The 20,446-nt window shown below is 66.6% G+C and carries 18 protein-coding genes; 17 read left to right on the top strand and 1 reads right to left on the bottom strand.

The annotated features are described in order from the left end of the window. The first annotated feature begins 1 nt into the window (after nucleotide 1). From QM741_RS02555 to QM741_RS02540, 4 genes are read left to right on the top strand one after another with little or no spacing between them, the layout of a single operon-like run. The gene (locus QM741_RS02555) at nucleotides 2-1,807 is read left to right on the top strand and encodes a GMC family oxidoreductase (RefSeq protein ID WP_415206178.1); all 1,806 of its coding nucleotides are present in this window, start codon (nucleotides 2-4) and stop codon (nucleotides 1,805-1,807) included. Beyond that, nucleotides 1,807-2,427 (top strand): gluconate 2-dehydrogenase subunit 3 family protein, encoded by a 621-nt coding sequence (locus tag QM741_RS02550; protein WP_415206177.1) that lies wholly within the window; start codon nucleotides 1,807-1,809, stop codon nucleotides 2,425-2,427. The genes QM741_RS02555 and QM741_RS02550 overlap by 1 nt, the downstream gene beginning before the upstream one ends. Continuing rightward, nucleotides 2,424-3,416 carry a sugar phosphate isomerase/epimerase family protein gene (locus QM741_RS02545; protein ID WP_415206176.1) on the top strand — a complete coding sequence of 331 codons (993 nt, stop codon included), beginning with the start codon at nucleotides 2,424-2,426 and terminating at the stop codon, nucleotides 3,414-3,416. The genes QM741_RS02550 and QM741_RS02545 overlap by 4 nt, the downstream gene beginning before the upstream one ends. Further along, nucleotides 3,416-4,591 (top strand): lipase family protein, encoded by a 1,176-nt coding sequence (locus QM741_RS02540; RefSeq protein ID WP_415209066.1) that lies wholly within the window; start codon nucleotides 3,416-3,418, stop codon nucleotides 4,589-4,591. Before QM741_RS02545 ends, QM741_RS02540 begins: the two co-directional genes overlap by 1 nt. Nucleotides 4,592-4,613: 22 nt before the next feature. Here the strand turns inward: QM741_RS02540 and QM741_RS02535 are convergent, their stop codons facing one another. Next, a complete protein-coding gene (locus tag QM741_RS02535; RefSeq protein ID WP_415206175.1) occupies nucleotides 4,614-4,880 on the bottom strand; it encodes a hypothetical protein in 267 nt (88 codons plus the stop codon). A 9-nt stretch (nucleotides 4,881-4,889) separates the two neighbouring features. Between QM741_RS02535 and QM741_RS02530 the strand changes: the two genes are divergently transcribed. From QM741_RS02530 to QM741_RS02470, 13 genes are all read left to right on the top strand, one after another. Then, complete coding sequence (locus QM741_RS02530; RefSeq protein WP_415206174.1) at nucleotides 4,890-5,447, top strand: DUF1080 domain-containing protein; 558 nt, start codon at nucleotides 4,890-4,892, stop codon at nucleotides 5,445-5,447. 132 nt (nucleotides 5,448-5,579) lie between these two features. Continuing rightward, the gene (locus tag QM741_RS02525; RefSeq protein ID WP_415206173.1) at nucleotides 5,580-6,734 is read left to right on the top strand and encodes a Gfo/Idh/MocA family protein; all 1,155 of its coding nucleotides are present in this window, start codon (nucleotides 5,580-5,582) and stop codon (nucleotides 6,732-6,734) included. A 10-nt stretch (nucleotides 6,735-6,744) separates the two neighbouring features. Further along, nucleotides 6,745-7,800, top strand: coding sequence for a sugar phosphate isomerase/epimerase family protein (locus QM741_RS02520; protein ID WP_415206172.1), 1,056 nt, complete (start codon nucleotides 6,745-6,747; stop codon nucleotides 7,798-7,800). Nucleotides 7,801-7,861: 61 nt separating this feature from the next. Then, nucleotides 7,862-9,508, top strand: a complete 1,647-nt coding sequence (locus QM741_RS02515; RefSeq protein WP_415206171.1) for a 3-(methylthio)propionyl-CoA ligase — start codon at nucleotides 7,862-7,864, stop codon at nucleotides 9,506-9,508. A gap of 359 nt (nucleotides 9,509-9,867) precedes the next feature. Continuing rightward, nucleotides 9,868-10,896, top strand: coding sequence for a hypothetical protein (locus tag QM741_RS02510; RefSeq protein ID WP_415206170.1), 1,029 nt, complete (start codon nucleotides 9,868-9,870; stop codon nucleotides 10,894-10,896). Between the two features lie 36 nt (nucleotides 10,897-10,932). Continuing rightward, nucleotides 10,933-12,195 (top strand): Rieske 2Fe-2S domain-containing protein, encoded by a 1,263-nt coding sequence (locus QM741_RS02505; protein WP_415206169.1) that lies wholly within the window; start codon nucleotides 10,933-10,935, stop codon nucleotides 12,193-12,195. A 41-nt stretch (nucleotides 12,196-12,236) separates the two neighbouring features. After that, nucleotides 12,237-13,256: an amidohydrolase family protein gene (locus QM741_RS02500; protein WP_415206168.1), complete on the top strand. Its 1,020-nt coding sequence runs from the start codon at nucleotides 12,237-12,239 to the stop codon at nucleotides 13,254-13,256. Nucleotides 13,257-13,288: 32 nt separating this feature from the next. Then, entirely contained in the window at nucleotides 13,289-14,248 is a 960-nt protein-coding gene (locus tag QM741_RS02495) for a PDR/VanB family oxidoreductase (protein ID WP_415206167.1), read from the top strand. A gap of 179 nt (nucleotides 14,249-14,427) precedes the next feature. Further along, nucleotides 14,428-15,879: an aldehyde dehydrogenase family protein gene (locus QM741_RS02490; protein ID WP_415206166.1), complete on the top strand. Its 1,452-nt coding sequence runs from the start codon at nucleotides 14,428-14,430 to the stop codon at nucleotides 15,877-15,879. Further along, nucleotides 15,876-16,652, top strand: coding sequence for an HD domain-containing protein (locus tag QM741_RS02485; protein ID WP_415206165.1), 777 nt, complete (start codon nucleotides 15,876-15,878; stop codon nucleotides 16,650-16,652). Before QM741_RS02490 ends, QM741_RS02485 begins: the two co-directional genes overlap by 4 nt. Before the next feature lie 765 nt (nucleotides 16,653-17,417). Then, nucleotides 17,418-19,037 carry a flavin monoamine oxidase family protein gene (locus QM741_RS02480; protein WP_415206164.1) on the top strand — a complete coding sequence of 540 codons (1,620 nt, stop codon included), beginning with the start codon at nucleotides 17,418-17,420 and terminating at the stop codon, nucleotides 19,035-19,037. Continuing rightward, nucleotides 19,030-19,464, top strand: coding sequence for a c-type cytochrome (locus QM741_RS02475; protein WP_415206163.1), 435 nt, complete (start codon nucleotides 19,030-19,032; stop codon nucleotides 19,462-19,464). Before QM741_RS02480 ends, QM741_RS02475 begins: the two co-directional genes overlap by 8 nt. Nucleotides 19,465-19,557: 93 nt before the next feature. Further along, entirely contained in the window at nucleotides 19,558-20,064 is a 507-nt protein-coding gene (locus tag QM741_RS02470; RefSeq protein WP_415206162.1) for a RidA family protein, read from the top strand. The last annotated feature ends 382 nt before the right edge of the window (nucleotides 20,065-20,446 follow it).

The following is a 20,446-nucleotide window of genomic DNA, read 5'->3' as shown; positions in this document are numbered from 1 at the left end:
GATGCCGTTCGTGACTGCGGAAGCCGCGGTGCGCGGCGAATACGACGCCATCGTCGTCGGTTCCGGCGCGGGCGGCGGCCAGACCGCCTACACGCTGACGATGAACGGCGCGCGCGTGCTCATGCTCGAAGCCGGGCGCCGCTACGATCCGGAGCGCGAGACCGCGATGTTCCAGACGCCCGAGATGGCGCCGCTGCGCGCCACCGCCACGCCGGAAAAGCCGTTCGGCTTCTACGATGCGACGGTCGACGGCGGCTGGCAGGTGCCGGGCGAGCCGTACACGCAGGCTAGCGAGGAAAAATCGCAGCGCTTCGAGTGGTGGCGCGCGCGCATGCTCGGCGGACGCACGAATCACTGGGGCCGCATCGCGCTGCGCAACGGCCACTACGATTTCAAGCCGTACTCGCGCGACGGCCTCGGCTTCGACTGGCCGATCTCCTACAAGGACATGGCGCCGTACTACGACAAGGTCGAGATGCTCATCGGCGTCTACGGTTCCAACGAGGGACTCGAGAACACGCCGGACTCGCCCGCGGGCTGCCTGCTGCCGCCGCCGAAACCGCTGGTGAGCGACCTGCTCGTGCAAAAGCACGGCAAGAAGCTCGGGCTGCCGGTGATTCCGGGCCATCGCGCGGTGCTCACCCAGGCGCTGGACTGGCAGAACTCGCCGGCCAAGCTGCATCCGGGCAACGCCGCGGCGCAGGAGATCATCGCGCGCGACATGCGCCGGCGTTCGCCGTGCTTCTTCGCGACGCCGTGCGGGCAGGGCTGCTCGATCCGCGCGAACTACCAGTCGACCACGGTGCATCTGCCGCCGGCGCTGGAAACCGGCAAGCTCGACATTCTGTGCGATGCGATGGTGGCGGAAGTCCTGCTTGCGAAGGACGGCCGCGCCTCGGGCGTGCGTTTCGTCGACAAGCGCACGGGCAAGTCGCGCGAGGCGCGCGCGCGCGTCGTCGTGCTCGCGGCGAGCGCGTGCGAGACGGCGCGCATCCTGCTCAACTCGAAGTCGGCGCGGTTTCCGCAGGGCCTGGCGAATTCGAGCGGCAAGGTCGGCAAGTACATCATGGACACGGTCGGCAGCGATCTCGAAGGCCAGGTCCCGCTGCTCGAAAGCCTGCCGCCGCACAACGAAGACGGCGTCTCCGGCCTGCATCTCTACGTACCGTGGTGGGGTTATCGCGCGCAGAAGGCCGGCAAGCTCGACTTCCCGCGCGGCTACCACATCGAGTTCGGCGGCGGCCGCCGGATGCCGGACTTCGGCACGGCGGGCGGACTCGAATGGCTGACCGGCGGCAGCTACGGCGCGAAGTTCAAGCAGGACGCGCGCCGCTACTACGGCTCGTTCGTCGGTTTCTCCGGCCGCGGCGAGATGATTCCGAACGATGAGTCGTATTGCGAGATCGATCCGCAGGTGAAGGACCGCTGGGGCATTCCCGTGCTGCGCTTTCATTGGCAATGGTCCGAACACGAAATCAGGCAGGCGCGGCACATGCAGAAGACGTTCGCCGAGCTGATCGAGGCGATGGGCGGGCGCGTGAGAGGCAAGGCACGGCTCGACGGCGACGGCGCGATCCATGCGGGCGGCAACATCATCCACGAACTCGGCGGCGCGCTGATGGGCGCCGATCCGCAGCGTTCGGTGGTCGACCAGTGGTGCCAGGCCTGGGACGTGAAGAACCTGTTCCTCGCCGACGGCTCGGTATTTCCCTCGAACGCGGACAAGAATCCGACCTTGACCATCATGGCGAACGCCTGGCGCGTGGCCGACCGGATTCTAGCCCGCATGCAGCGCAAGGAGCTGTGATGGATCGTCGAACCTCATTGAAATGGGTGCTCACCGCGGCGGCGACCTTGCCGCTCGGCCGCTTCGCGCCGCTTGCCGGGGCGAAGGACGCGAGCGAAGCGAAGCCCTACGGCTTCGACCCGAACTTGATCGAAATCCATCATCCGGGCGAGCTGTGGCCGCTCACGCTGACGCCGGAGCAGCGCAAGAGCGCGACGGTGCTGTGCGACACGATCATCCCGGCCGACGATTCCTCGCCGAGCGCGTCGGCCGTCGGCGTCGTCGATTTCATCGACGAATGGGTCAGCGCGCCTTACGAGCATCAGCGCGCCGATCGCAAGATCGTGCTCGACGGCCTCGCCTGGATCGATGCCGAAGCCCACCGCCGATTCGCGAAGCCGCTGGCTGCGCTCGGCGAGGATCAACGCCACAGGATCTGCGACGACATCTGCTACGCGCCCACGGCGAAGGCGGAGTACGCCGACGCGGCGAAATTCTTCGCCCGCTTCCGCGATCTCGTCGCCGGCGGTTTCTACACGACGCCGCAGGGCCGCAAGGATTTGCAGTACGTGGGCAACGTGCCGTTGAAACAGTTCGACGGTCCGCCGCCGGAAGTGCTCAAGAAAGTGGGGCTCGCATGAACGAACGATTTCGCTCGTCCCGTCGGCGCTGGCTGTCGACGATGGCCGGCGCGGCGGCCGCAATGACGATCGCGGCGGCGCGACCCGGCGCGGCAAATGGCGCGCCGGCCAAGCGTTCGCCGCTGAAATGGGTGCCCGGATTGCAGTTGTATACCTTGGGACTCAAGGGCGGCGACGACCTCGGCGCCGTCTTCAAGGCGCTCGCGGCGATCGGCTATCGCGAAGTCGAGTTTCCCGGCAACTACGGCAAGCCCGCGGCCGAGCTGCGCAAGCTGCTTGATGCGGCCGGGCTCGCGGCTCCAGCCGTGCACATCGCGCCGCGCGCGACCGGCGGCATGTGGAATTTCGACGACTTGCCGAGATTCGCCGAGGATCTCAAGACGCTCGGCGCGAAATACGCAGTCGTGCCGATTCCGTACCTGCCCGACCGCATCTACGACGTGCTGCAGCGTCCGCCGGCCGGTTTCAACGAGGAGGCTGCTTCGAAATTGTTCGCGACGCTCCAGACCGACGACTGGAAACGCACTGCGGATTTCCTCAACGAAAAAGGTGCGGCGCTCGGCAGGCTCGGCATGCGCCTGGCCTATCACAACCACGGCATGGACTTTGCGCCGCTGCCCGGCGGCACGGACGGCTACCGCATCCTCGTCGAGCGCACCGATCCTGCGCTGCTCGATTTCGAACTCGACGTCGGCTGGGCCGTTTCGGCGAAGCAGGACGTAAGCGCTTTGTTCAAGCTGCTCGGCGGTCGGCTGAAGCTTCTTCATCTGAAAGACGTGCAGCGCCCCGGCAAGGGCGTGCACGACTTGGCATCCTGCGACATCGGCACCGGCATCGTGAAATGGAACGAGTTGGTCGAGTTGATGCGCCACAGCCGTATCGAGCACGCTTTCGTCGAGCAGGAAACGCCGTTTCCGACCACGCCGAGGGACGCGGTGAAAAACGACTATCGCTTCCTCACTCACCTGTTCGCCGGAGAAGAATCGTGATGCGTTCCATTTTGACGGCGATGTGCACGCTCACCGTCGCCCTGCTCGCCGGCTGCGGTTCGCACACCGAACCGGCATCCTCGGCAACCGCGCAAACCGCGGCTCCCGCGCCTGCCGCCGACGTGCCGGGCGCCGTCGTCGAAGTGAAGCCGTATGCCGACATCGATCCGTCGATCCGCGATCTCGGCGCCGAGGCGCTGCGCGTGCGCTACCGCTCCACGTCCAGCGACGGCCAGCACACCGTCGTCACCGGCGCCTTGTTCATCCCGGCCGGCACCCCGCCGCCGGGCGGCTGGCCCGTGCTTTCGCATGCGCACGGCACCACCGGGTGGACCAACGATTGCGGCCCGTCGGGTTCGCCGAACCTGTACGGCATGGTGGTGATGGTGGGCGGCTATCTGAAAGCCGGCTACGCCGTCGCGTTCACCGACTATCAGGGTCTCGGCGGCGGTGGCAAGCATGTCTATCTCGACAACAAGACCGAGGGTTACAACGTCATCGACGCAGTGCGTGCGCTGCGTAACGCGAAACCCGGCGCGGTCTCCGATCGGTGGGTCGCCGTCGGCGGCTCGCAGGGCGGCGGCGCATCGTGGTCGGCGGCGGAACAGGCGCCGGTGTACGCGCCCGAGCTGCGCCTTCTCGGCGCGGTCAACATCGTGCCTGCGGCGAACGTCTCCGGTTATGCGCAGATGGCGGAAGACGAGGCGATGACGCCGGAGCAGAGCGCCGCCTATGTGGCGGTGCTGATCACGCAGGCATGGGTGCATCCGGACTTCGACGTCGAGCAGTACCGCCGGGGCTCGGTGAAAACGAATTGGGACGTACTCGGCAGCTGCAAGGATCCCGCCGGGCGCACCGCCGCCGTGCTGCAGTTGAAGCCGGACGAGCTGAAGCCGGCGACGCACGAGGCGATGCTGAAGCTGCAGGCCAACCTGCAGGCCCTGGCCGTGCCGCAGCGCAAGACCGACGTGCCGATGCTCGTGATCTACGCCGGCCAGGACGAATACATCGATCCGGCCTCGACGAAACAGGCGATCGAGGACGCCTGCAAGCTCGGCACGAAGATCGACGTCGATTTCCAGGCGGACAAGAGCCACGGCACGGTGGATGCGTCGCACGTGCTCGACTGGCTGCGCGATCGGCTGGAAGAAAAGCCGCTGCCGAAATCGTGCTGATCCGCGGCCTGGTCGCAAACGTTCAACGAGAAAGATCGATGAGCCCGAGAACACGCATTGCGCGAATCGCCGTCGTCGGCACGCTGCTGGTCGCCGTGGCGGCCGTCCGCGCCGGGGAAGAGAATCCTCCGACCGGCTTCACCGACACGCCGCGGTTGCCGAACAGCCGATGGCGGGTGCACGACGACGATCGTCCGCGTCCACGTGTCGTCGCGCCGGGCACGTTCGGCAGCAACGAGCATCCGGGTAAGCCGCCGTCCGACGCGACGATCCTGTTCGACGGCAGCAATCTCGACGCATGGCAATCCGACAAGGGCGGACCGGCCGGTGGAAGGTCGAGAACGGCTACATGGAAGTGGTCGGCGGCAGCGGCGACATCGCCACCAAACAGAAATTCGGCGACTATCAGTTGCACGTCGAGTTCGCCGAACCGTCGCCGCCGACCGGCAAGAGCCAGGAACGCGGCAACAGCGGCGTGTTCCTCGCCGGGTTGTACGAAGTGCAGGTGCTCGACAGCTACGACAACTATACCTACGCCGACGGCGAGGCCTCGGCGATCTACGGGCAATCGCCACCGCTGGTGAACGCGTCGCGACCGCCCGGCGAATGGCAGAGCTACGACATCGTCTTTGAAAGCCCGCGCTTCGCCGACGGCAAGGTGACTTCGCCCGGCTACGTCACCGTCTTCCACAACGGCGTCGTCACGCAGAACCACACGGTGCTGCTCGGGCCGTCCGTGCACCACGCGTTGCCGGTATGGAAGCCGCACGACCCGCGGATGCCGCTGAAGTTGCAGGACCATCACATGCCGGTGCGGTTCCGCAACATCTGGATCCGTCCGCTAGCGGACCAGTGACGGGCATGGCGTTGCGAGCGATGATCTCGTGCGTGCTGCCTCTCGCGCTTGCGTGCGCGGGCATGTACCTTCCTTGTCTGCGACTGCGGATGTCGCCGGCGGTTACCGACACCCATTGATCTCGAGGCAACGATGGCGCGAAAACTCCACATGGGTTTGATCGGCGGCGGTCCGGGTTCCTTCATCGGACGCATCCACCGCATCGCTGCGGAACTCGACGGCGAGGCGCAACTCGTCTGCGGCGCGTTCTCGAGTTCGCCCGAGCGTTCGCGCGAGGCCGGCGAAACGTATCATTTGCCGCCCTCGCGCGTGTACGCGAGCTACGCGCAGATGATCGAGGCCGAGAAAGCGCTTCCGGCTGGCGAGCGCATGGATTTCGCCGCGATCGTCACGCCGAACCACGTGCATTTCGATCCGGCGCGGCGTTGTCTCGAAAACGGTTTCCACGTCGTCGTCGACAAGCCGATGTGCTTCTCGCTGGTCGAAGCGAAGGAGCTGAAAGAGATCGTCGCGCGCACGCGGCGCCTGCTCGCCGTCACCTACACCTACAGCGGCTATCCGATGGTCAAACAGGCGCGCGCGCTCGTCGCCTCCGGGCGGCTCGGCGCGATCCGCAAGATCTACGTCGAATATCCGCAGGGCTGGCTGGCCACCGACATCGAGCAGAGCGGCCAGAAACAGGCGAGCTGGCGCACCGACCCGGCGCGCTCGGGCGCCGGCGGCGCGATCGGCGACATCGGCACGCATGCGGCGCAACTCGCCGAGTACGTGAGCGGGCTGCGCATCGTCGAGGTCGATGCGACGCTGCAGAGCGTCGTGCCCGGTCGCCGCCTCGACGACGACGCCGCGATGCTTTTGCGTTTCGGCGGCGGCGCGAGCGGCGTGCTGTTCGCGACCCAGGTCGCCACGGGCGAGGAGAACAATATCCGCATCCGCGTCTACGGCGAGAAGGGCGGCCTCGAGTGGCAGCAGGCCGATGCGAATTCGCTGGTCCTGCGCCTGCCCGATGCGCCGGTGCAGGTGCTGCGCACGGGTAGCGGCTATCTCGATCCGCTCGCCGCCGCCGGCGCGCGCACGCCGCCGGGCCATCCCGAGGGTTATCTCGAAGCGTTCGCGAACCTCTACGCCGCGTTCTGCAAGGCGGTGCGCGACTACGAACGCGATCCCGGCATCGACGTGCGCGACTACGATTTCCCGAACGTCGACGACGGCCTGCACGGCATGGCCTTCGTCGACACCGTCGTCCGTTCCGCCCGCTCCGACCAGAAGTGGACTCGTTTTTTATGAAGACGATCTCATGAAGACAATCAAAGGCCCCGCCATCTTCCTGGCCCAGTTCATGGGCGACAAGCCGCCGTTCGACACGCTCGCAAGCATCTGCCAGTGGATGGCGTCGATCGGCTACCTCGGCGTGCAGATCCCGACTTGGGATGCGCGCTGCATCGACCTGAAGCGCGCGGCCGAGAGCAAGGCGTATTGCGACGAGATCAAGGGCGTCGTCGAGTCCTGCGGCTTGAAGATCACCGAGCTGTCGACCCATCTGCAGGGGCAACTCGTCGCGGTGCATCCGGCCTACGACGCGCAGTTCGACGTCTTCGCGCCCGAGGCGGTGCGCGGCGATCCGCGCAAGCGCGCCGAGTGGTCGGTCGACCAGCTTCGCCTCGCCGCGCGCGCGAGCGCAAACCTGGGCCTGACCGCGCACGCCACGTTTTCCGGCGCGCTGCTCTGGCAGACGTTCTATCCGTGGCCGCAGCGTCCTCCCGGACTCGTCGAGGAAGGCTTTGCGGAACTCGCCCGGCGCTGGACGCCGATCCTCGACGCGTTCGACGAAGCCGGCGTCGACGTCTGCTACGAAATCCATCCCGGCGAGGACCTGCACGACGGCGTGACGTTCGAGCGTTTCCTCGAAGCGACCGGAAAGCACCGCCGCTGCAACATGCTCTACGACCCGAGCCATTTCGTCCTGCAGCAGCTCGACTACCTGCGCTACATCGACCACTACCACGAGTTCATCCGCATCTTCCATGTGAAGGACGCGGAGTTCCGATCGTCCGGGAAGTCGGGCGTCTACGGCGGTTACCAGGACTGGATCGATCGGCCCGGACGCTTCCGCTCGCTCGGCGACGGCCAGATCGACTTCAAGGCGATCTTCTCGAAATTCGCCCAGTACGACTATCCTGGCTGGGCGGTGGTAGAGTGGGAATGCGCGCTCAAGCATCCCGAGGACGGCGCGAGGGAAGGCGCGGCGTTCGTGCGCGATCACATCATCCGCGTCACCGGGCATGCCTTCGACGATTTCGCGGGGGCGGCCGTCGATTGCGATTTCAACCGCAAGGTGCTCGGCCTGGCGTGATGGGCAATGGGGTCGTTTCCATGGACATGCTTGTCCCGAATCCGGCGGAGGGCTGTAGACCATGCTCGGCATGATGATGAATTCGCCGCTGCTCGTTTCGTCGATCCTGCGCCACGCGGCGGCCTACCATGGCGAGACGCAGATCGTTTCGCGCAGCGTCGAAGGTCAGATCCACCGCTACGCTTATGCGGATCTGGGCCGGCGCAGCCAGAAACTGGCGAATGCCTTGCGCAGGCTCGGCCTGCAATTCGGCGACCGCGTCGGCACGTTGGCATGGAACGGCTATCGCCATCTCGAGCTTTATTACGGCGTGTCGGGATCCGGCCTGGTCTGCCACACGATCAATCCGCGCCTGTTCCGCGAGCAGATCGGCTACATCGTCGAGCACGCGGGCGACAGCGTGATTTTTGCCGATCCCGGTTTCCTGCCGATTCTCGAAGCGCTGGCCGACCGCCTCGCCGGCATGAAGACGATCGTCGTCATGACCGACGCCGCGCACATGCCCGCATCGGAGAAGCTGCCGAACCTTCTTTGCTACGAAACGTTGATCGCGCAGGAAGCGGACGATTTCGAGTGGCCGGTCTTCGACGAGAACACGGCCTGCGGGCTCTGCTATACGTCGGGTACGACCGGCGCTCCGAAAGGCGTGCTCTACAGCCACCGCTCCACCGTCCTGCATGCAATGGCGATCGCAATGCCCGACGTGCTCGGCCTGTCCGCATCGGATACCGTCTTGCCCGTCGTGCCGATGTTCCACGTCAACGCCTGGGGACTGCCTTTCGCCGCACCGATGGTCGGGGCGAAGTTGGTCATGCCGGGACCGAACCTCGACGGCGCGAGCCTGCATGCGCTGTTCGAAGACGAAGGCGTGACTTTCACCGCCGGCGTGCCGACGGTCTGGCTCGGCTTGCTCGACTGGATGAATTCGCAGCACAAACGCTTCTCGACGCTGAAGCGCGTGGCGATCGGCGGTTCCGCCGTGCCGCCCGTCATGATCCGGCGCTTTCAGGAGCTGGGCGTCACCGTCCGCCACGCCTGGGGCATGACCGAGACGAGCCCGGTCGGATTGGTCGCGACACTGCTGCCCAAACACCAATCGCTTCCGGCCGAACAAAAGCTGGCGCTGGAGTCGAAGCAGGGGCGGCCGATTTTCGGCGTGGAGCTGCGCATCGACGATGCCGAAGGCAAGCCGGTCGCGCGCGACGGAGAAGCGTTCGGCGCGCTGCTCGTCCGCGGTCCCTGGATCGCGGACGGCTACTACAACGCGCCGGAAAGTCCGGCCCACGCCGGCGGCTGGTTCGAAACCGGCGACGTCGTGACGATGGACGAGGACGGCTTCGTGCGCATCGTGGACCGTACCAAGGACGTGGTGAAGTCCGGCGGCGAGTGGATCAGTTCGATCGAGCTGGAAAACATCGCGCAGGCGCATCCGGCCATCCGCGAGGCGGCGGTCGTCGCGGTTGCGGATGCGCGCTGGGGAGAACGGCCCGTGCTCGTCGCGGTGCTGAAACCGGGCCAAGCGTTCGGCCGCCAAGACATGCTCGACCTCTACGCCGGGAAGGTTTCCAAGTGGAGCATTCCCGACGACGTCATCGTCGTCGACGAACTGCCGCATACCGCGACCGGCAAGCTGCTGAAAACCGAGATCCGCCGAATCGTGCTCGACGAGTACGCGCGGCGCTCGGGCGACAAGGCAGACGCAGGCTAACAAGCCAAGATCGCAGTGCGCGGCCCAGCCTTGAATGGGCCTGGGCGCGCTGCGCTTCTTCCGGATAGTTGTTACTCGACGGCTCGCCGCCGTACCTGCAGGGCCTACCGCGGATGGCGTCGTGGTCGTGCCGAACGGAACCGCCATGCCCGTCTTTCGGACCGGCCGCAATCCCGGGCGCCGGTCTCCCGCCATGCGTCCGCGCGGAATCGTATTGACTTGGATCAATAACACGCATACAGTATGATGAAATACGACATGCGTCGGCGAAGCCGGCGCGACGGGAGGCCACGCAATGCAGATCGCTGCATCGAAGCGGAACGTAAGATCGCGGAGCGCGCGCGCCGGAGTGGCCGCGCGTGGCTGAGATCGTACTCGCGATCGGCACCTCGCACGGGCCGATGCTGTCGACGCCGCCCGACAAATGGGACCTGCGCGTGCGCGCCGACCGCGCCGACCCGGCGCATCCGTTTCGCGGACGCACCTATTCCTTCGACGAACTCGTCGCGCTGCGCGCGACGGAAAATCTCGCCGAGCAGAACACGCTGGCCGAACGCACCGCGCGATCCGCGCGCTGCGCGCTCGCGTTGAACGAACTGGCGCGTTGTTTCCACGAAGCGAAGCCGGATGTCGTCGTCATCGTCGGCAACGACCAGCGCGAAGTGTTCGGCCCCGCGATCACGCCGGCGCTGTGGGTGTTCGGCGGCGAGGCGGTGTTCGACGAGCCGGTCAGTCCCGAGCGGCTGGCGAAGATGCCGCCGGGCATTTCGATTTCCTCGGTCGCGATTAAGCCTGCGGAACGCGCCACCTATCCGGTGCATGCGCCGCTCGCGCGCCATCTGATCGAGGCGTTCGTCGGCAAGGGCCACGACGTCACCGTGTCGACCGAGGTGCCGCAGCGCGGCAGCGACGGCCCGACCGGCATGCCGCACGCGTTCGGCTTCGTCTACCAGCGCCTGATGGCGGGCCAAGTGCCGCCGCACGTGCCGATCATGCTCAACACGTTCTATCCGCCGAACCAGCCGCGCGCGACGCGCTGCGTCGATCTCGGCCTCGCCCTGCGCGAAGCGGTCGCAGCGTGGCCCGAGGATCTGCGCGTCGTGCTGATCGCCTCGGGCGGCCTGAGCCATTTCGTCATCGACGAGGCGTTCGACGAGGCGCTGCTCGACGCGGCGCGCAACGGCGACCTCGCCTGGCTGCGCGCGATCGACGAAGCGCAGCTCCAGTCCGGCACCTCGGAAGTGAAGAACTGGCTGCCGGTGATGGCTGCGGCGAGCGCCGAGGGCATGGCGATGCGCGTCGTCGACTACGTGCCGTGCTACCGCTCCGAAGCGGGCACCGGCAACGCGATGGGCTTCGTCGTCTGGCAGCCGCGGCGCGCGCACTGATATCGAATACGGGAATCCGAGAGGAAACGAGAGAGCATGCTGTCCAAGGCCGACAACGAGAAACTGACCCGCGTGGGCCCCGGCACGCCGATGGGCGAGCTGTTCCGCCGCTTCTGGATGCCGGCGCTGTTGTCGGAAGAGATCGCCGAGCGCGACGGCGCGCCCGTGCGCCTGCGCCTGCTCGGCGAGGACCTCGTCGCGTTCCGCGACACGCAGGGCCGCGTCGGCATCGTCGACGCCTACTGCGCGCATCGCCGCGCCGGCCTGTTCTTCGGCCGCAACGAGGACTGCGGCCTGCGCTGCGTCTACCACGGCTGGAAGTTCGACGTCGACGGCGTCTGCGTCGACATGCCGGCCGAGCCGCAGGGCATGACGGCCAACACCAAGGTGCGCATCAAGGCGTACAAGACCGCCGAGCGCAACGGCGTGATCTGGGTCTACATGGGCGCGCCCGAGCACGAGCCCGCGCTGCCCGATTTCGAATGGTCGCGCCTGCCCGAGCGCCAGCACACGGCGACCAAGCGCCTGCAGCAGTGCAACTGGGCGCAGGCGGTCGAGGGCGGCATCGATTCGAGCCACATCTCGTTCCTGCACAGCCGCACGGAAAAATCCGGCGGCCCGAGCAACAAGTACCATTCTTCCGACAAGCATCCGGTGTTCGAGGTGCAGGAAACCGATTACGGCCTGCTCATCGCCGCGCGCCGCAACGCCGAGCCCGGCACGTACTACTGGCGCGTCACCCAGTTCCTGCTGCCGTTCTATTCGATGATCCCGCCGGTCGGCGATTTCCCCGAATCGAGCAAGGAGCCGTACGACGGCCACGCCTGGGTGCCGATCGACGACGAGACCACCTGGACCTGGTCGTTCAGCGCCAGCCCCGCGCGCGCCTACGACGACAAGGAGATCGCGTTCCGCGGCGGCCGCGAAGGCTTCTGGGGCCCGGTCGACGAACAGTACCGTCCGCTCTACAACCGCGACAACGACTACAAGATCGACCGCGTGCGCCAGCGCTCGGCGAACTTCACCGGCATCGAGGGCATTCCGAACCAGGACGCCGCGGTGCAGGAGAGCATGGGGCCGATCGTCGACCGCAGCAAGGAGCGCCTCGGCGCGTCCGACCGCGGCGTCGTCCAGTTCCGCCGCCTGATGCTGCGCCTCGCGCGCGAGCTCGAAGAGGGCAAGGCGCCCGCCGCCGCGGCGGACGGCAGCCTCTACAACGTGCGCTCGGCCTCGCTGCTGCTGCCGGCCGACGTGCCCGTCGCCTCGGGCGCGGCGCCGCTGCTCGCCGGCGCGGCCTGACCCATTCGTCCATTCCATTCCGAACATTTCTGGAGTCTTGCATGATCATCGATTGCCACGCCCACGTCAGCGCGCCGACCGAACTGTGGGCCTACAAGGCCTCCCTGATCGCGAGCCGCGGCTCGCACGGGCGCGGCGGCGTCAAGGTCAGCGACGACGAGATCCGCGCCGCGGCCAACAAGGCCGAGACCTGGCCGAAGGGACATCTCGACTACATCCGCGACCACGGCACCGACATGCAGCTCGTCTCGCCGCGGCCGTTCCAATTGATGCAGTCGGAGAAGCCGGCGAAGATCGTTCACTGGTTCACCGAAGAGTGCAACAACATCATCTACCGGCAGACGCAGTTGTTCCCCGACACGTTCGCCGGCATCGCCGGGCTGCCGCAGACCGCGGGCGATCCGATCGAGAAGGCGCTGCCCGAACTCGAGCGCTGCATCAAGCAACTCGGCTTCGCCGGCTGCCTGCTCAATCCCGATCCGTTCGAGAACAGCGGCGCCGAAGCGCCGCCGCTCGGCGACCGCTACTGGTATCCGCTCTACGAGAAGCTGTGCGAACTCGACGTGCCCGCGCACATCCACGGCACCGGCTCGCGCTCCGAGCGCGTGCCGTACTCGCTGCACTTCATCAACGAGGAAACCGTCGCCGTCTACGGCCTCGTCAACTCCGAAGTGTTCAAGGACTTCCCGAATCTCAAGATCGTCGTCAGCCACGGCGGCGGCGCGGTGCCGTACCAGCTCGGCCGCTTCGAGGCGCCGTCGTTGCGCCGTCCGGCCGGGCAGCGCTTCTCCGAGCGCATGGCCAAGCTTTACTTCGACACCGTGCTCTACACCGAGGAAGCGGTGCGCCTGCTGATCAAGACCGTCGGCGTCGACCGCTGCCTGTTCGGCACCGAATGCCCCGGCGTCGGCTCCGCAGTCGATCCGAAGAGCGGCCGTTCGATGGATGACGTCAAGACGCTGATCGACAAGCTCGATTTCCTCACCGCCGCGGACAAGCAGAAGATCTACGAGGACAACGCGCGCAAGGTCTTCCGTCTGCCGGCCAAGAAGGCCGCCTGACTTTTCCGGAAAAAGCCCGCGGGTACGCCGCCATGACCCAGACCCTGCAAGCGATCGTCAGCTCCCGCCGCAACGAGACGGACGCGATCGCCGTGTTCGAGCTGCGCGCGCGCGACGGCGGCCAGTTGCCGCCGTTCACCGCGGGCGCGCACATCGATCTCTACTTGCCGAACGGCCTGGTGCGCAGCTACTCGCTGACCAACGACCAGAACGAGCGCGACCGCTACGTCATCGGCGTCGCGCGCGACGCGGCCAGCCGCGGCGGTTCGCAGTACGTGCACGAGCACCTGCAGGCCGGCACCGAACTGACGATCGACCATCCGCGCAACAATTTCGCGCTCGACGAGAACGCGCCGCGCTCGATCTTCGTCGCCGGCGGCATCGGCATCACGCCGATCCTGTCGATGGTGCGCCGTCTCGACCAGCTCGGCCGCCCGTGGACCCTGCACTACTGCACGCGCACGCGCGCCCACGCCGCCTTTCTCGACGAACTCGGCGCATCGGGCGCATTCCGGCACGGCGAAGTGATCCTGCGCTTCGATCAGGAACCCGGCGCGACGATGCTCGATCTCGATGCGCTCGCCGCGTCCGCCGAGCCGGGAACGCACCTCTACTGCTGCGGGCCGACGCCGATGCTCGCCGCGTTCGAAAGCGCGGTGGCCGAGCGCCCGGACTGCGTCGGCCACGTCGAATACTTCGCCAACACGCAGGAGGCGGCGACCGGCGGCGGCTACGACGTCGTGCTGGCGAAGTCGCAGAAAACGGTCGCGGTGCCCGAGGGCAAGTCGATCCTCGACGCGCTGCTCGAAGCCGGCATCGACGCGCCGTACTCGTGCCACGAAGGCGTCTGCGGCACGTGCGAGACGCGCGTACTTGAAGGCGTGCCCGACCATCGCGATCTCGTACTGAGCAAGTCCGAGCACGAGTCGGGCAAGGTCATCATGATCTGCGTGTCGGGATGCAAAGGTAAACGGCTGGTGCTCGACATGTAGTTCCGGCGCCGGCGCGAGATTCCGCCGTTCCCGCGGAAGCGGGGCGGCGGGAAGAACGGTTTCAGGTACAGAGCGGCGCGGAAGGCCGCTCGGGCACACGGAAGTGCCATTTTTTCGGACGCGACGGCGTCCGGTGCAGAAATATCCGCGGCGAGGCCGCGACGGGTTCGGAGAAAAGCATGCGGCAAGGTTTCACCCATACGATAGCCGGCAAGGGCGAGGGCAGCGCGGCCTCGTTCGAAGTGATCAATCCGGCCACGGGCGAGGCGTTCGCGCTGTGCCCCGACGCGACGCGCGAACAGCTCGACCGCGCCGTCGCCGCGGCGCGGCAAGCGTTTCCCGCGTGGCGCAGGACGACGCAGGAACAGCGCCGCGAAATGCTGCGCGCGTTCGGCGAGGCGGTGCGCGCGCGCACCGACGAAATCGCCGAGCTGCTCACGCGCGAGCAGGGCAAGCCGCTGCAGCGCGCGAAGGAGGAAATCCAACGCTCGCTCGTCAATCTCGCCGGCATACTTGCCACGAAGCTGGAAAATGAAGTGCTACGCGACGACGCGCGAGGCCGCGTCGAGCTGCAGCACCATCCGCTCGGCGTGATCGGCGCGATCACGCCGTGGAACGTGCCGATCCTGCTGGCGATGCCGAAGATCGCGCAGGCGCTCTACACCGGCAATACGATCGTGCTCAAGCCCTCGCCGTACACCCCGCTGACGACGCTGCTGCTCGGCGAGATCGCGCGCGAACATTTCCCGCCCGGCGTGGTCAACATCCTCGCCGGCGGCAACGACTTCGGCCGCTGGATGACCGAGCACCTGGGCATCGACAAGATTTCGTTCACCGGCTCGGTCGCCACGGGCAAGCGCGTGATGGCGAGCGCCGCCGGCACGCTCAAGCGCGTCACGCTCGAACTCGGCGGCAACGACGCCGCGATCGTGCTCGACGACGTCGACGTGAAAGCCGTCGCGCCGAAACTGTTCTGGGCGAGCTTCGGCAACAGCGGCCAGATTTGCCAGGCGATCAAGCGCCTCTACGTGCACGAGAAGATCTACGACGAACTCTGCGCCGCGCTCGTCGCGATCGCGGGCACGGTCAAGGTCGGCGAAGGCTTCGAGGAAGGCGTGCTGATCGGCCCGGTGCAGAACAAGATGCAATACGACCGCGTGCTCGAACTGCTCGCCGACACCAAGCGGCAGCCGGGCGTGCGCATCCTCTGCGGCGGCGACGCGCTGCCGCGGCCGGGCTATTTCATCGCGCCGACGATCGTCGCCGACATCCGGGAGGGCACGCGCCTCGTCGACGAAGAACCGTTCGGCCCGGTGCTGCCGGTGATCCGTTTCAGCGATGCGGACGACGCGATCCGCCGCGCCAACGACACGCGCTTCGGCCTTGCGGGTTCGGTGTGGAGCAGCGACGAGGCGCGCGCGAAGACGCTGGCCGAGCAGCTCGAAGTCGGCACGGCGTGGATCAACCACCACCTCGGCGTCGAACCCGACGTGCCGTTCGGCGGCTTCAAGGAGTCGGGCATCGGCCGCGAGTACGGCGCCGACGGCCTCAAGCACTACAGCGAGATCCGCGCGGTCAGCCGGCCGATCATTCCGCCGCGTCCCGCCGCGGCACCGGGAGCCAAGCCATGAGCACAGCCAATCCGCAACCGATCAAGAGCCTTTCCGAGCGCGCCGACGAACTCGAGCAGCGCATGACCGACGAACTCAACGAGCGCGTCGTGCGCTCGGTGCTGTTCCAGCTCGGCGACAAGGATCCGAAAACGCTCAACGTACCGCCGCCGCCGGGCAGCAAGCCCGATCCGCGCAAGTTCCTCATGGGCGACGACCCGCGCCTGCCGAAGATGCCCGAGGCGCCGACGCTGCTCGACTTCTTCCGCTACCGCTTCGCGCCGCCGACGCACCTGCTGCAGAGCGCGACGCACGCGCTCAAGGCCGGCCACGACGAGAAGACCGTGCTCGCCTGCCTGCTGCACGACATCGCCGTCTCGGGCTTCATCCGCGCCGACCACGGCTACTGGGGTTCGCAGCTCATCGCGCCGTACGTGGACGAAGAAGTCAGCTGGGCGATCCGCTACCATCAGGCCCTGCGTTTCTTCCCCGACGAATCGGTCGGCTACAAATATCCCGACGCCTACATCCGCTACTTCGGCCCGGACTATCAGGTCGACGACTACGTCAAGGCCGACTACGAGTACGCGCGCAACCACAAGTGGTACATTACCAGCCGCACCATCACGATCAACGACATCTACTCGTTCGACCCGAACGCGACGGTGAGCTGGGACCCGTTCGTCGACATCATCGGCCGCCACTTCAAGCAACCGAAGGAAGGCCTCGGCTTCGACGGCTCGCCGGTCGCGCACATGTGGCGCACGATCATCTGGCCGACGAAGTTTTTGTGATAAGCGTTCGGCGATCCGTTGTTTCCGCTCTTGCCTTGGCTCTCGGCCTTCGGGCCCCGTTTGCCGCGGCGAGGTCATGACGGAAACGTCCGCAGGATCGCGCGCACGATGCGCGCGAGTTCGTTGTACGGACAGGGACGTGCGTTCAACGAACCCCGGCATGACCTCGCGAACCGCCGCGTAGCGGCGGCGCGGCATCCGGGGTGTGTTTCTTTGGCTACTTTCTTTGCACAAGCAAAGAAAGTAGCCCGCTCGCGGGATGCGAGCGGAAAAGCGAAGGGATGCGGTTACAAGGACAGAAGGCGCAGCGCACATGGCATCCGTGCAGTCTGGATTCCGGCAATCCATGCCGGAATGACGAGCCGAGGAGAGCAAGAGCTGGATTCCAGCTTCCGCTGGAATGACGAGCTGAGAAGAGAGCAAGAGCCGGATTCCCGCCTGCGCGGGAATGACGGGAAGAGAAGCCGGGCGCGAGCGTATTGATGCTTCCGCGCGAGGCGCGCGAAAGGCGCGCCCCTGCGATTCCCGCCTACGCGGACTGCGAAGGCAGGATGCGAAGCGAACATTCGCATAGCGAATGGCCCGAACGGCGAGCTGCGGATGCAGCGAGTCGATGACGAGCCAGAGCAAAGACACTGGATTCCGGCTTTCGCCGACTGCGAAGGCAGGATGCCGAAGCGAACATTCGCGTAGCGAATGGCCCAAAGGGCGAGCTGCGGATGCAGCGAGTCAATGACGAGCAAAAGCGAAAAGCGAGAAGAAGGAATGTCAAACAATCCAACGTCATCTATCACCCGCCGAGCGTTCCTTGGCCGCATCGGCACCGTCTCCGGCGCCGCCGTGATGTACCAGGCCATGAGCGCGCTCGGCTTCGCCGCCGAGTCGAGCTACAGCGGCCCGATCGAACTCAAGGGCGCGCCGCGCGACACCTCGGTTCTCATCCTCGGCGCGGGCTGGGCCGGCCTCGTCGCCGCCTACGAACTGAGCCGCGCCGGCTACAAGGTCAAGGTGCTCGAATACAACCATCACGCCGGCGGCCGCGCGATGACGCTGCGCGGCGGCGACGAGTACACCGAGCTCGGCGGCTTCAAGCAGAAGTGCCAATTCGACCAGGGCCTGCACTTCAACCCCGGCGCGTGGCGCATTCCCTACCATCACCATGGCATCCTCGACTACGCGCGCCGTCTCAAGGTGCCGCTGCAGTCGTTCAACCAGGTCAACGAGAACGCCTACCTGCATTCGTCGAAGGCGTTCGGCGGCAAGCCGCAGCGCTTCCGCTACGTGCGCAGCGACTTCAAGGGCCACGTCGCCGAACTGCTCGCCAAGTCGCTCAACCAGGGCGGCCTCGACGCGGCATTGACCGCCGAGGACCGGGAGAAGCTGCTCGCGGCGATGCGCAGCTGGGGCATTCTCGACAAGGACTACCGCTACGTCGCCTCGCACGCGGTCGACAGCAGCCGCGGCTACAAGGTCGATCCGGGCGGCGGCCTGATGGCGAAGCCCGAATCCTCGACGCCGGTCGATTCGAAGACGCTGCTCGATTCGGGCCTGTGGAAATATCTCGCCACCGACCACGACTACGAGATGGGCCAGGCGATGTTCGAGCCGGTCGGCGGCATGGACCGCATTCCGCAAGCGCTCTACAACGAGATCAAGCCGCTCGTGCAGTTCGGCGCCAAGGTGGTCAACATCGACCAGGACGCCCACGGCGTGGCCGTGTCCTATGTCGACGCGGTCAAGGGCGGCGCCCCGACCGTGGCCAAGGCGGACTGGTGCCTGTGCACGATTCCGCTGTCGATCCTCTCGCAGATTCCGCTGCAGGCCGGCGAGCCGATGAAGACGGCGATCAGCGCCGCGGCGGCCTACGTCGCCTCGACCAAGGTCGGCCTGCAGTTCAAACGCCGCTTCTGGGAAGAGGACGAGCGCATCTACGGCGGCGTCACCTACACCGACCTGCCGATCACGATGATCAGCTATCCGATGGAAGGGCAGAACCTGCCCGGCAAGGGCGTCCTGCTCGGCGCCTATGCGTTCGGCCCGAATTCCTACACGTTCGCCTCGCTCGATCCGGCGCAACGCGTGCGCGAGGCCGTGCGCCTCGGCGCACAGATCCATCCGCAGTACGCAAAGGAATTCGACAATGGCGTCTCGGTCGCCTGGCATCGCTCGCCGACCACGCTCGGCTGCTTCGCGCCGTGGCGCGGCGACACGCGCGACAGGCATTACGACAACCTCTGCCAGATCGACGGCCGCATCGCGCTCGCCGGCGAACATGCTTCGCGCCTGCCGGCCTGGCAGGAAGGTGCGATTCTGTCTTCGCTGGACGCGATCTCGCGCCTGCATGCGCGCATCGTTTCGAACGCCTCGGGGAAGAAGAATGGCTAAGCGAATCCCGTTTCGCATTGCGCGGCCGCTGGCCGCCGTCGCCGCCGTGTTCGCGCTGTGTGCGGGCGCAGCCGCGTCCGCCGCCGAGGCGGACAAGGTTCCGCCGCTGGAGAACCTCGTCAGCAACAATAAGTTCGTCGGCGAAGACGGCGCCGTGCTCTACCACGCCGTCTGCCAGGGCTGCCACATGCCCGACGCGAAAGGCGCCGAAGGCGCCGGACACTATCCCGCGCTCGCCGCCAACCCGAAGCTGGCGAGCGCGCTGTATCCCGCGATCACCATCCTCAAGGGCCGCAACGCGATGCCCGAGTTCGCGCCGGTCCTGTCCGACGCGCAGGTCGCCGCGATCGTCAACTACGTGCGCACGCATTTCGGCAACCAGTACAGCGACAAGCTCACCGCGGCCGACATTGCGAAGTTCCGCTGAGGGCAACGCTCGCCGAGCCGGCATTCCCGCGCAAGCGGGGATGACGGCAAAAAGATTCACACAGATCGCTCCAATCACGAAGGAGAAAACACGATGAAGAAGATCCACGAAAAAATCGCAGTGCCCGTTCTCGCCGCCGCCGCCGCGCTCGGCGCATCCGCGGCGACCGCGAAGGACGCGATCCGCTACAACGGCCCCGCCGGCTTTCCGATCGCGCAGGCTGTCGAAGTGCCGGCCGGCCAGGCCATCGTCTTCCTCAGCGGTTCGGTGCCCGACGTCGCCGACAAGGCCGCGCCGAAGGATAGCATCCAGTCGTACGGCGACACGAAGACGCAGACGGTCAGCATCCTCAAGAAGATCGAAGCCACGCTGAAGTCGATGAACCTCGGCATGAGCGACGTCGTGAAGATGCAGATCTTCCTCGCCGGCGATCCCGCGCACGACGGCAAGATGGACTTCGGCGGCATGATGGAAGGCTACCGCCAGTTCTTCGGCACCAAGGAACAGCCCAACCTGCCGGCACGCTCGGTCGTCAAGGTCGCCGGCCTCGCCAATCCGGGCTGGCTCGTCGAAATCGAAGTGACCGCGATGCGCAAATAGCGGCGCCGGCTCCGTCTGGACCCTCTCTCCGATTCGATCGAGGAGTTTCAACTGGAGCGGTAGTTTTTCTCCCCCGATTCCACCGAGCGGGAGAGCAGCAGTAACCCTCTCCCCCGATTCGATCGAGCGGGAGAGCAGCAGTAACCCTTTCCCCCGAGTCGACCGAGTGGGAGAGCAGCAATAGCCCTCTCCCCCGATCTGATCGGGGGAGAGGGTTGGGTGAGGGGGCAAGCGCCCCACGGCCAGCGCGGCGTCACGTCAGTACACGCCGCCTTCCCCCTCTCCCCAACCCCTCCCCCGCAACGGAGGAGGGGCCAAACCAGCAAGCCGCGCTGCGCATGCCGATCGCTGCGCCCGCCCGCCGGCCGTTGCAGGCAGAATA

Source organism: Rudaea sp., from assembly GCF_047601565.1.
In the GTDB taxonomy this organism is placed as follows: Bacteria; Pseudomonadota; Gammaproteobacteria; order Xanthomonadales; family Rhodanobacteraceae; genus Rudaea.
This window is presented reverse-complemented; position numbering and strand designations above follow the sequence as displayed.

What these genes read in the sequence shown, in the direction of transcription:
- QM741_RS02555 (WP_415206178.1), top strand. Translation starts at nt 2, where the DNA reads ATGCCGTTCGTGACTGCGGAAGCCGCGGTGCGCGGCGAATACGACGCC.
- QM741_RS02550 (WP_415206177.1), top strand. Translation starts at nt 1,807, where the DNA reads ATGGATCGTCGAACCTCATTGAAATGGGTGCTCACCGCGGCGGCGACC.
- QM741_RS02545 (WP_415206176.1), top strand. Translation starts at nt 2,424, where the DNA reads ATGAACGAACGATTTCGCTCGTCCCGTCGGCGCTGGCTGTCGACGATG.
- QM741_RS02540 (WP_415209066.1), top strand. Translation starts at nt 3,416, where the DNA reads ATGCGTTCCATTTTGACGGCGATGTGCACGCTCACCGTCGCCCTGCTC.
- QM741_RS02530 (WP_415206174.1), top strand. Translation starts at nt 4,890, where the DNA reads ATGGCAATCCGACAAGGGCGGACCGGCCGGTGGAAGGTCGAGAACGGC.
- QM741_RS02525 (WP_415206173.1), top strand. Translation starts at nt 5,580, where the DNA reads ATGGCGCGAAAACTCCACATGGGTTTGATCGGCGGCGGTCCGGGTTCC.
- QM741_RS02520 (WP_415206172.1), top strand. Translation starts at nt 6,745, where the DNA reads ATGAAGACAATCAAAGGCCCCGCCATCTTCCTGGCCCAGTTCATGGGC.
- QM741_RS02515 (WP_415206171.1), top strand. Translation starts at nt 7,862, where the DNA reads ATGCTCGGCATGATGATGAATTCGCCGCTGCTCGTTTCGTCGATCCTG.
- QM741_RS02505 (WP_415206169.1), top strand. Translation starts at nt 10,933, where the DNA reads ATGCTGTCCAAGGCCGACAACGAGAAACTGACCCGCGTGGGCCCCGGC.
- QM741_RS02500 (WP_415206168.1), top strand. Translation starts at nt 12,237, where the DNA reads ATGATCATCGATTGCCACGCCCACGTCAGCGCGCCGACCGAACTGTGG.
- QM741_RS02495 (WP_415206167.1), top strand. Translation starts at nt 13,289, where the DNA reads ATGACCCAGACCCTGCAAGCGATCGTCAGCTCCCGCCGCAACGAGACG.
- QM741_RS02490 (WP_415206166.1), top strand. Translation starts at nt 14,428, where the DNA reads ATGCGGCAAGGTTTCACCCATACGATAGCCGGCAAGGGCGAGGGCAGC.
- QM741_RS02485 (WP_415206165.1), top strand. Translation starts at nt 15,876, where the DNA reads ATGAGCACAGCCAATCCGCAACCGATCAAGAGCCTTTCCGAGCGCGCC.
- QM741_RS02480 (WP_415206164.1), top strand. Translation starts at nt 17,418, where the DNA reads ATGTCAAACAATCCAACGTCATCTATCACCCGCCGAGCGTTCCTTGGC.
- QM741_RS02475 (WP_415206163.1), top strand. Translation starts at nt 19,030, where the DNA reads ATGGCTAAGCGAATCCCGTTTCGCATTGCGCGGCCGCTGGCCGCCGTC.
- QM741_RS02470 (WP_415206162.1), top strand. Translation starts at nt 19,558, where the DNA reads ATGAAGAAGATCCACGAAAAAATCGCAGTGCCCGTTCTCGCCGCCGCC.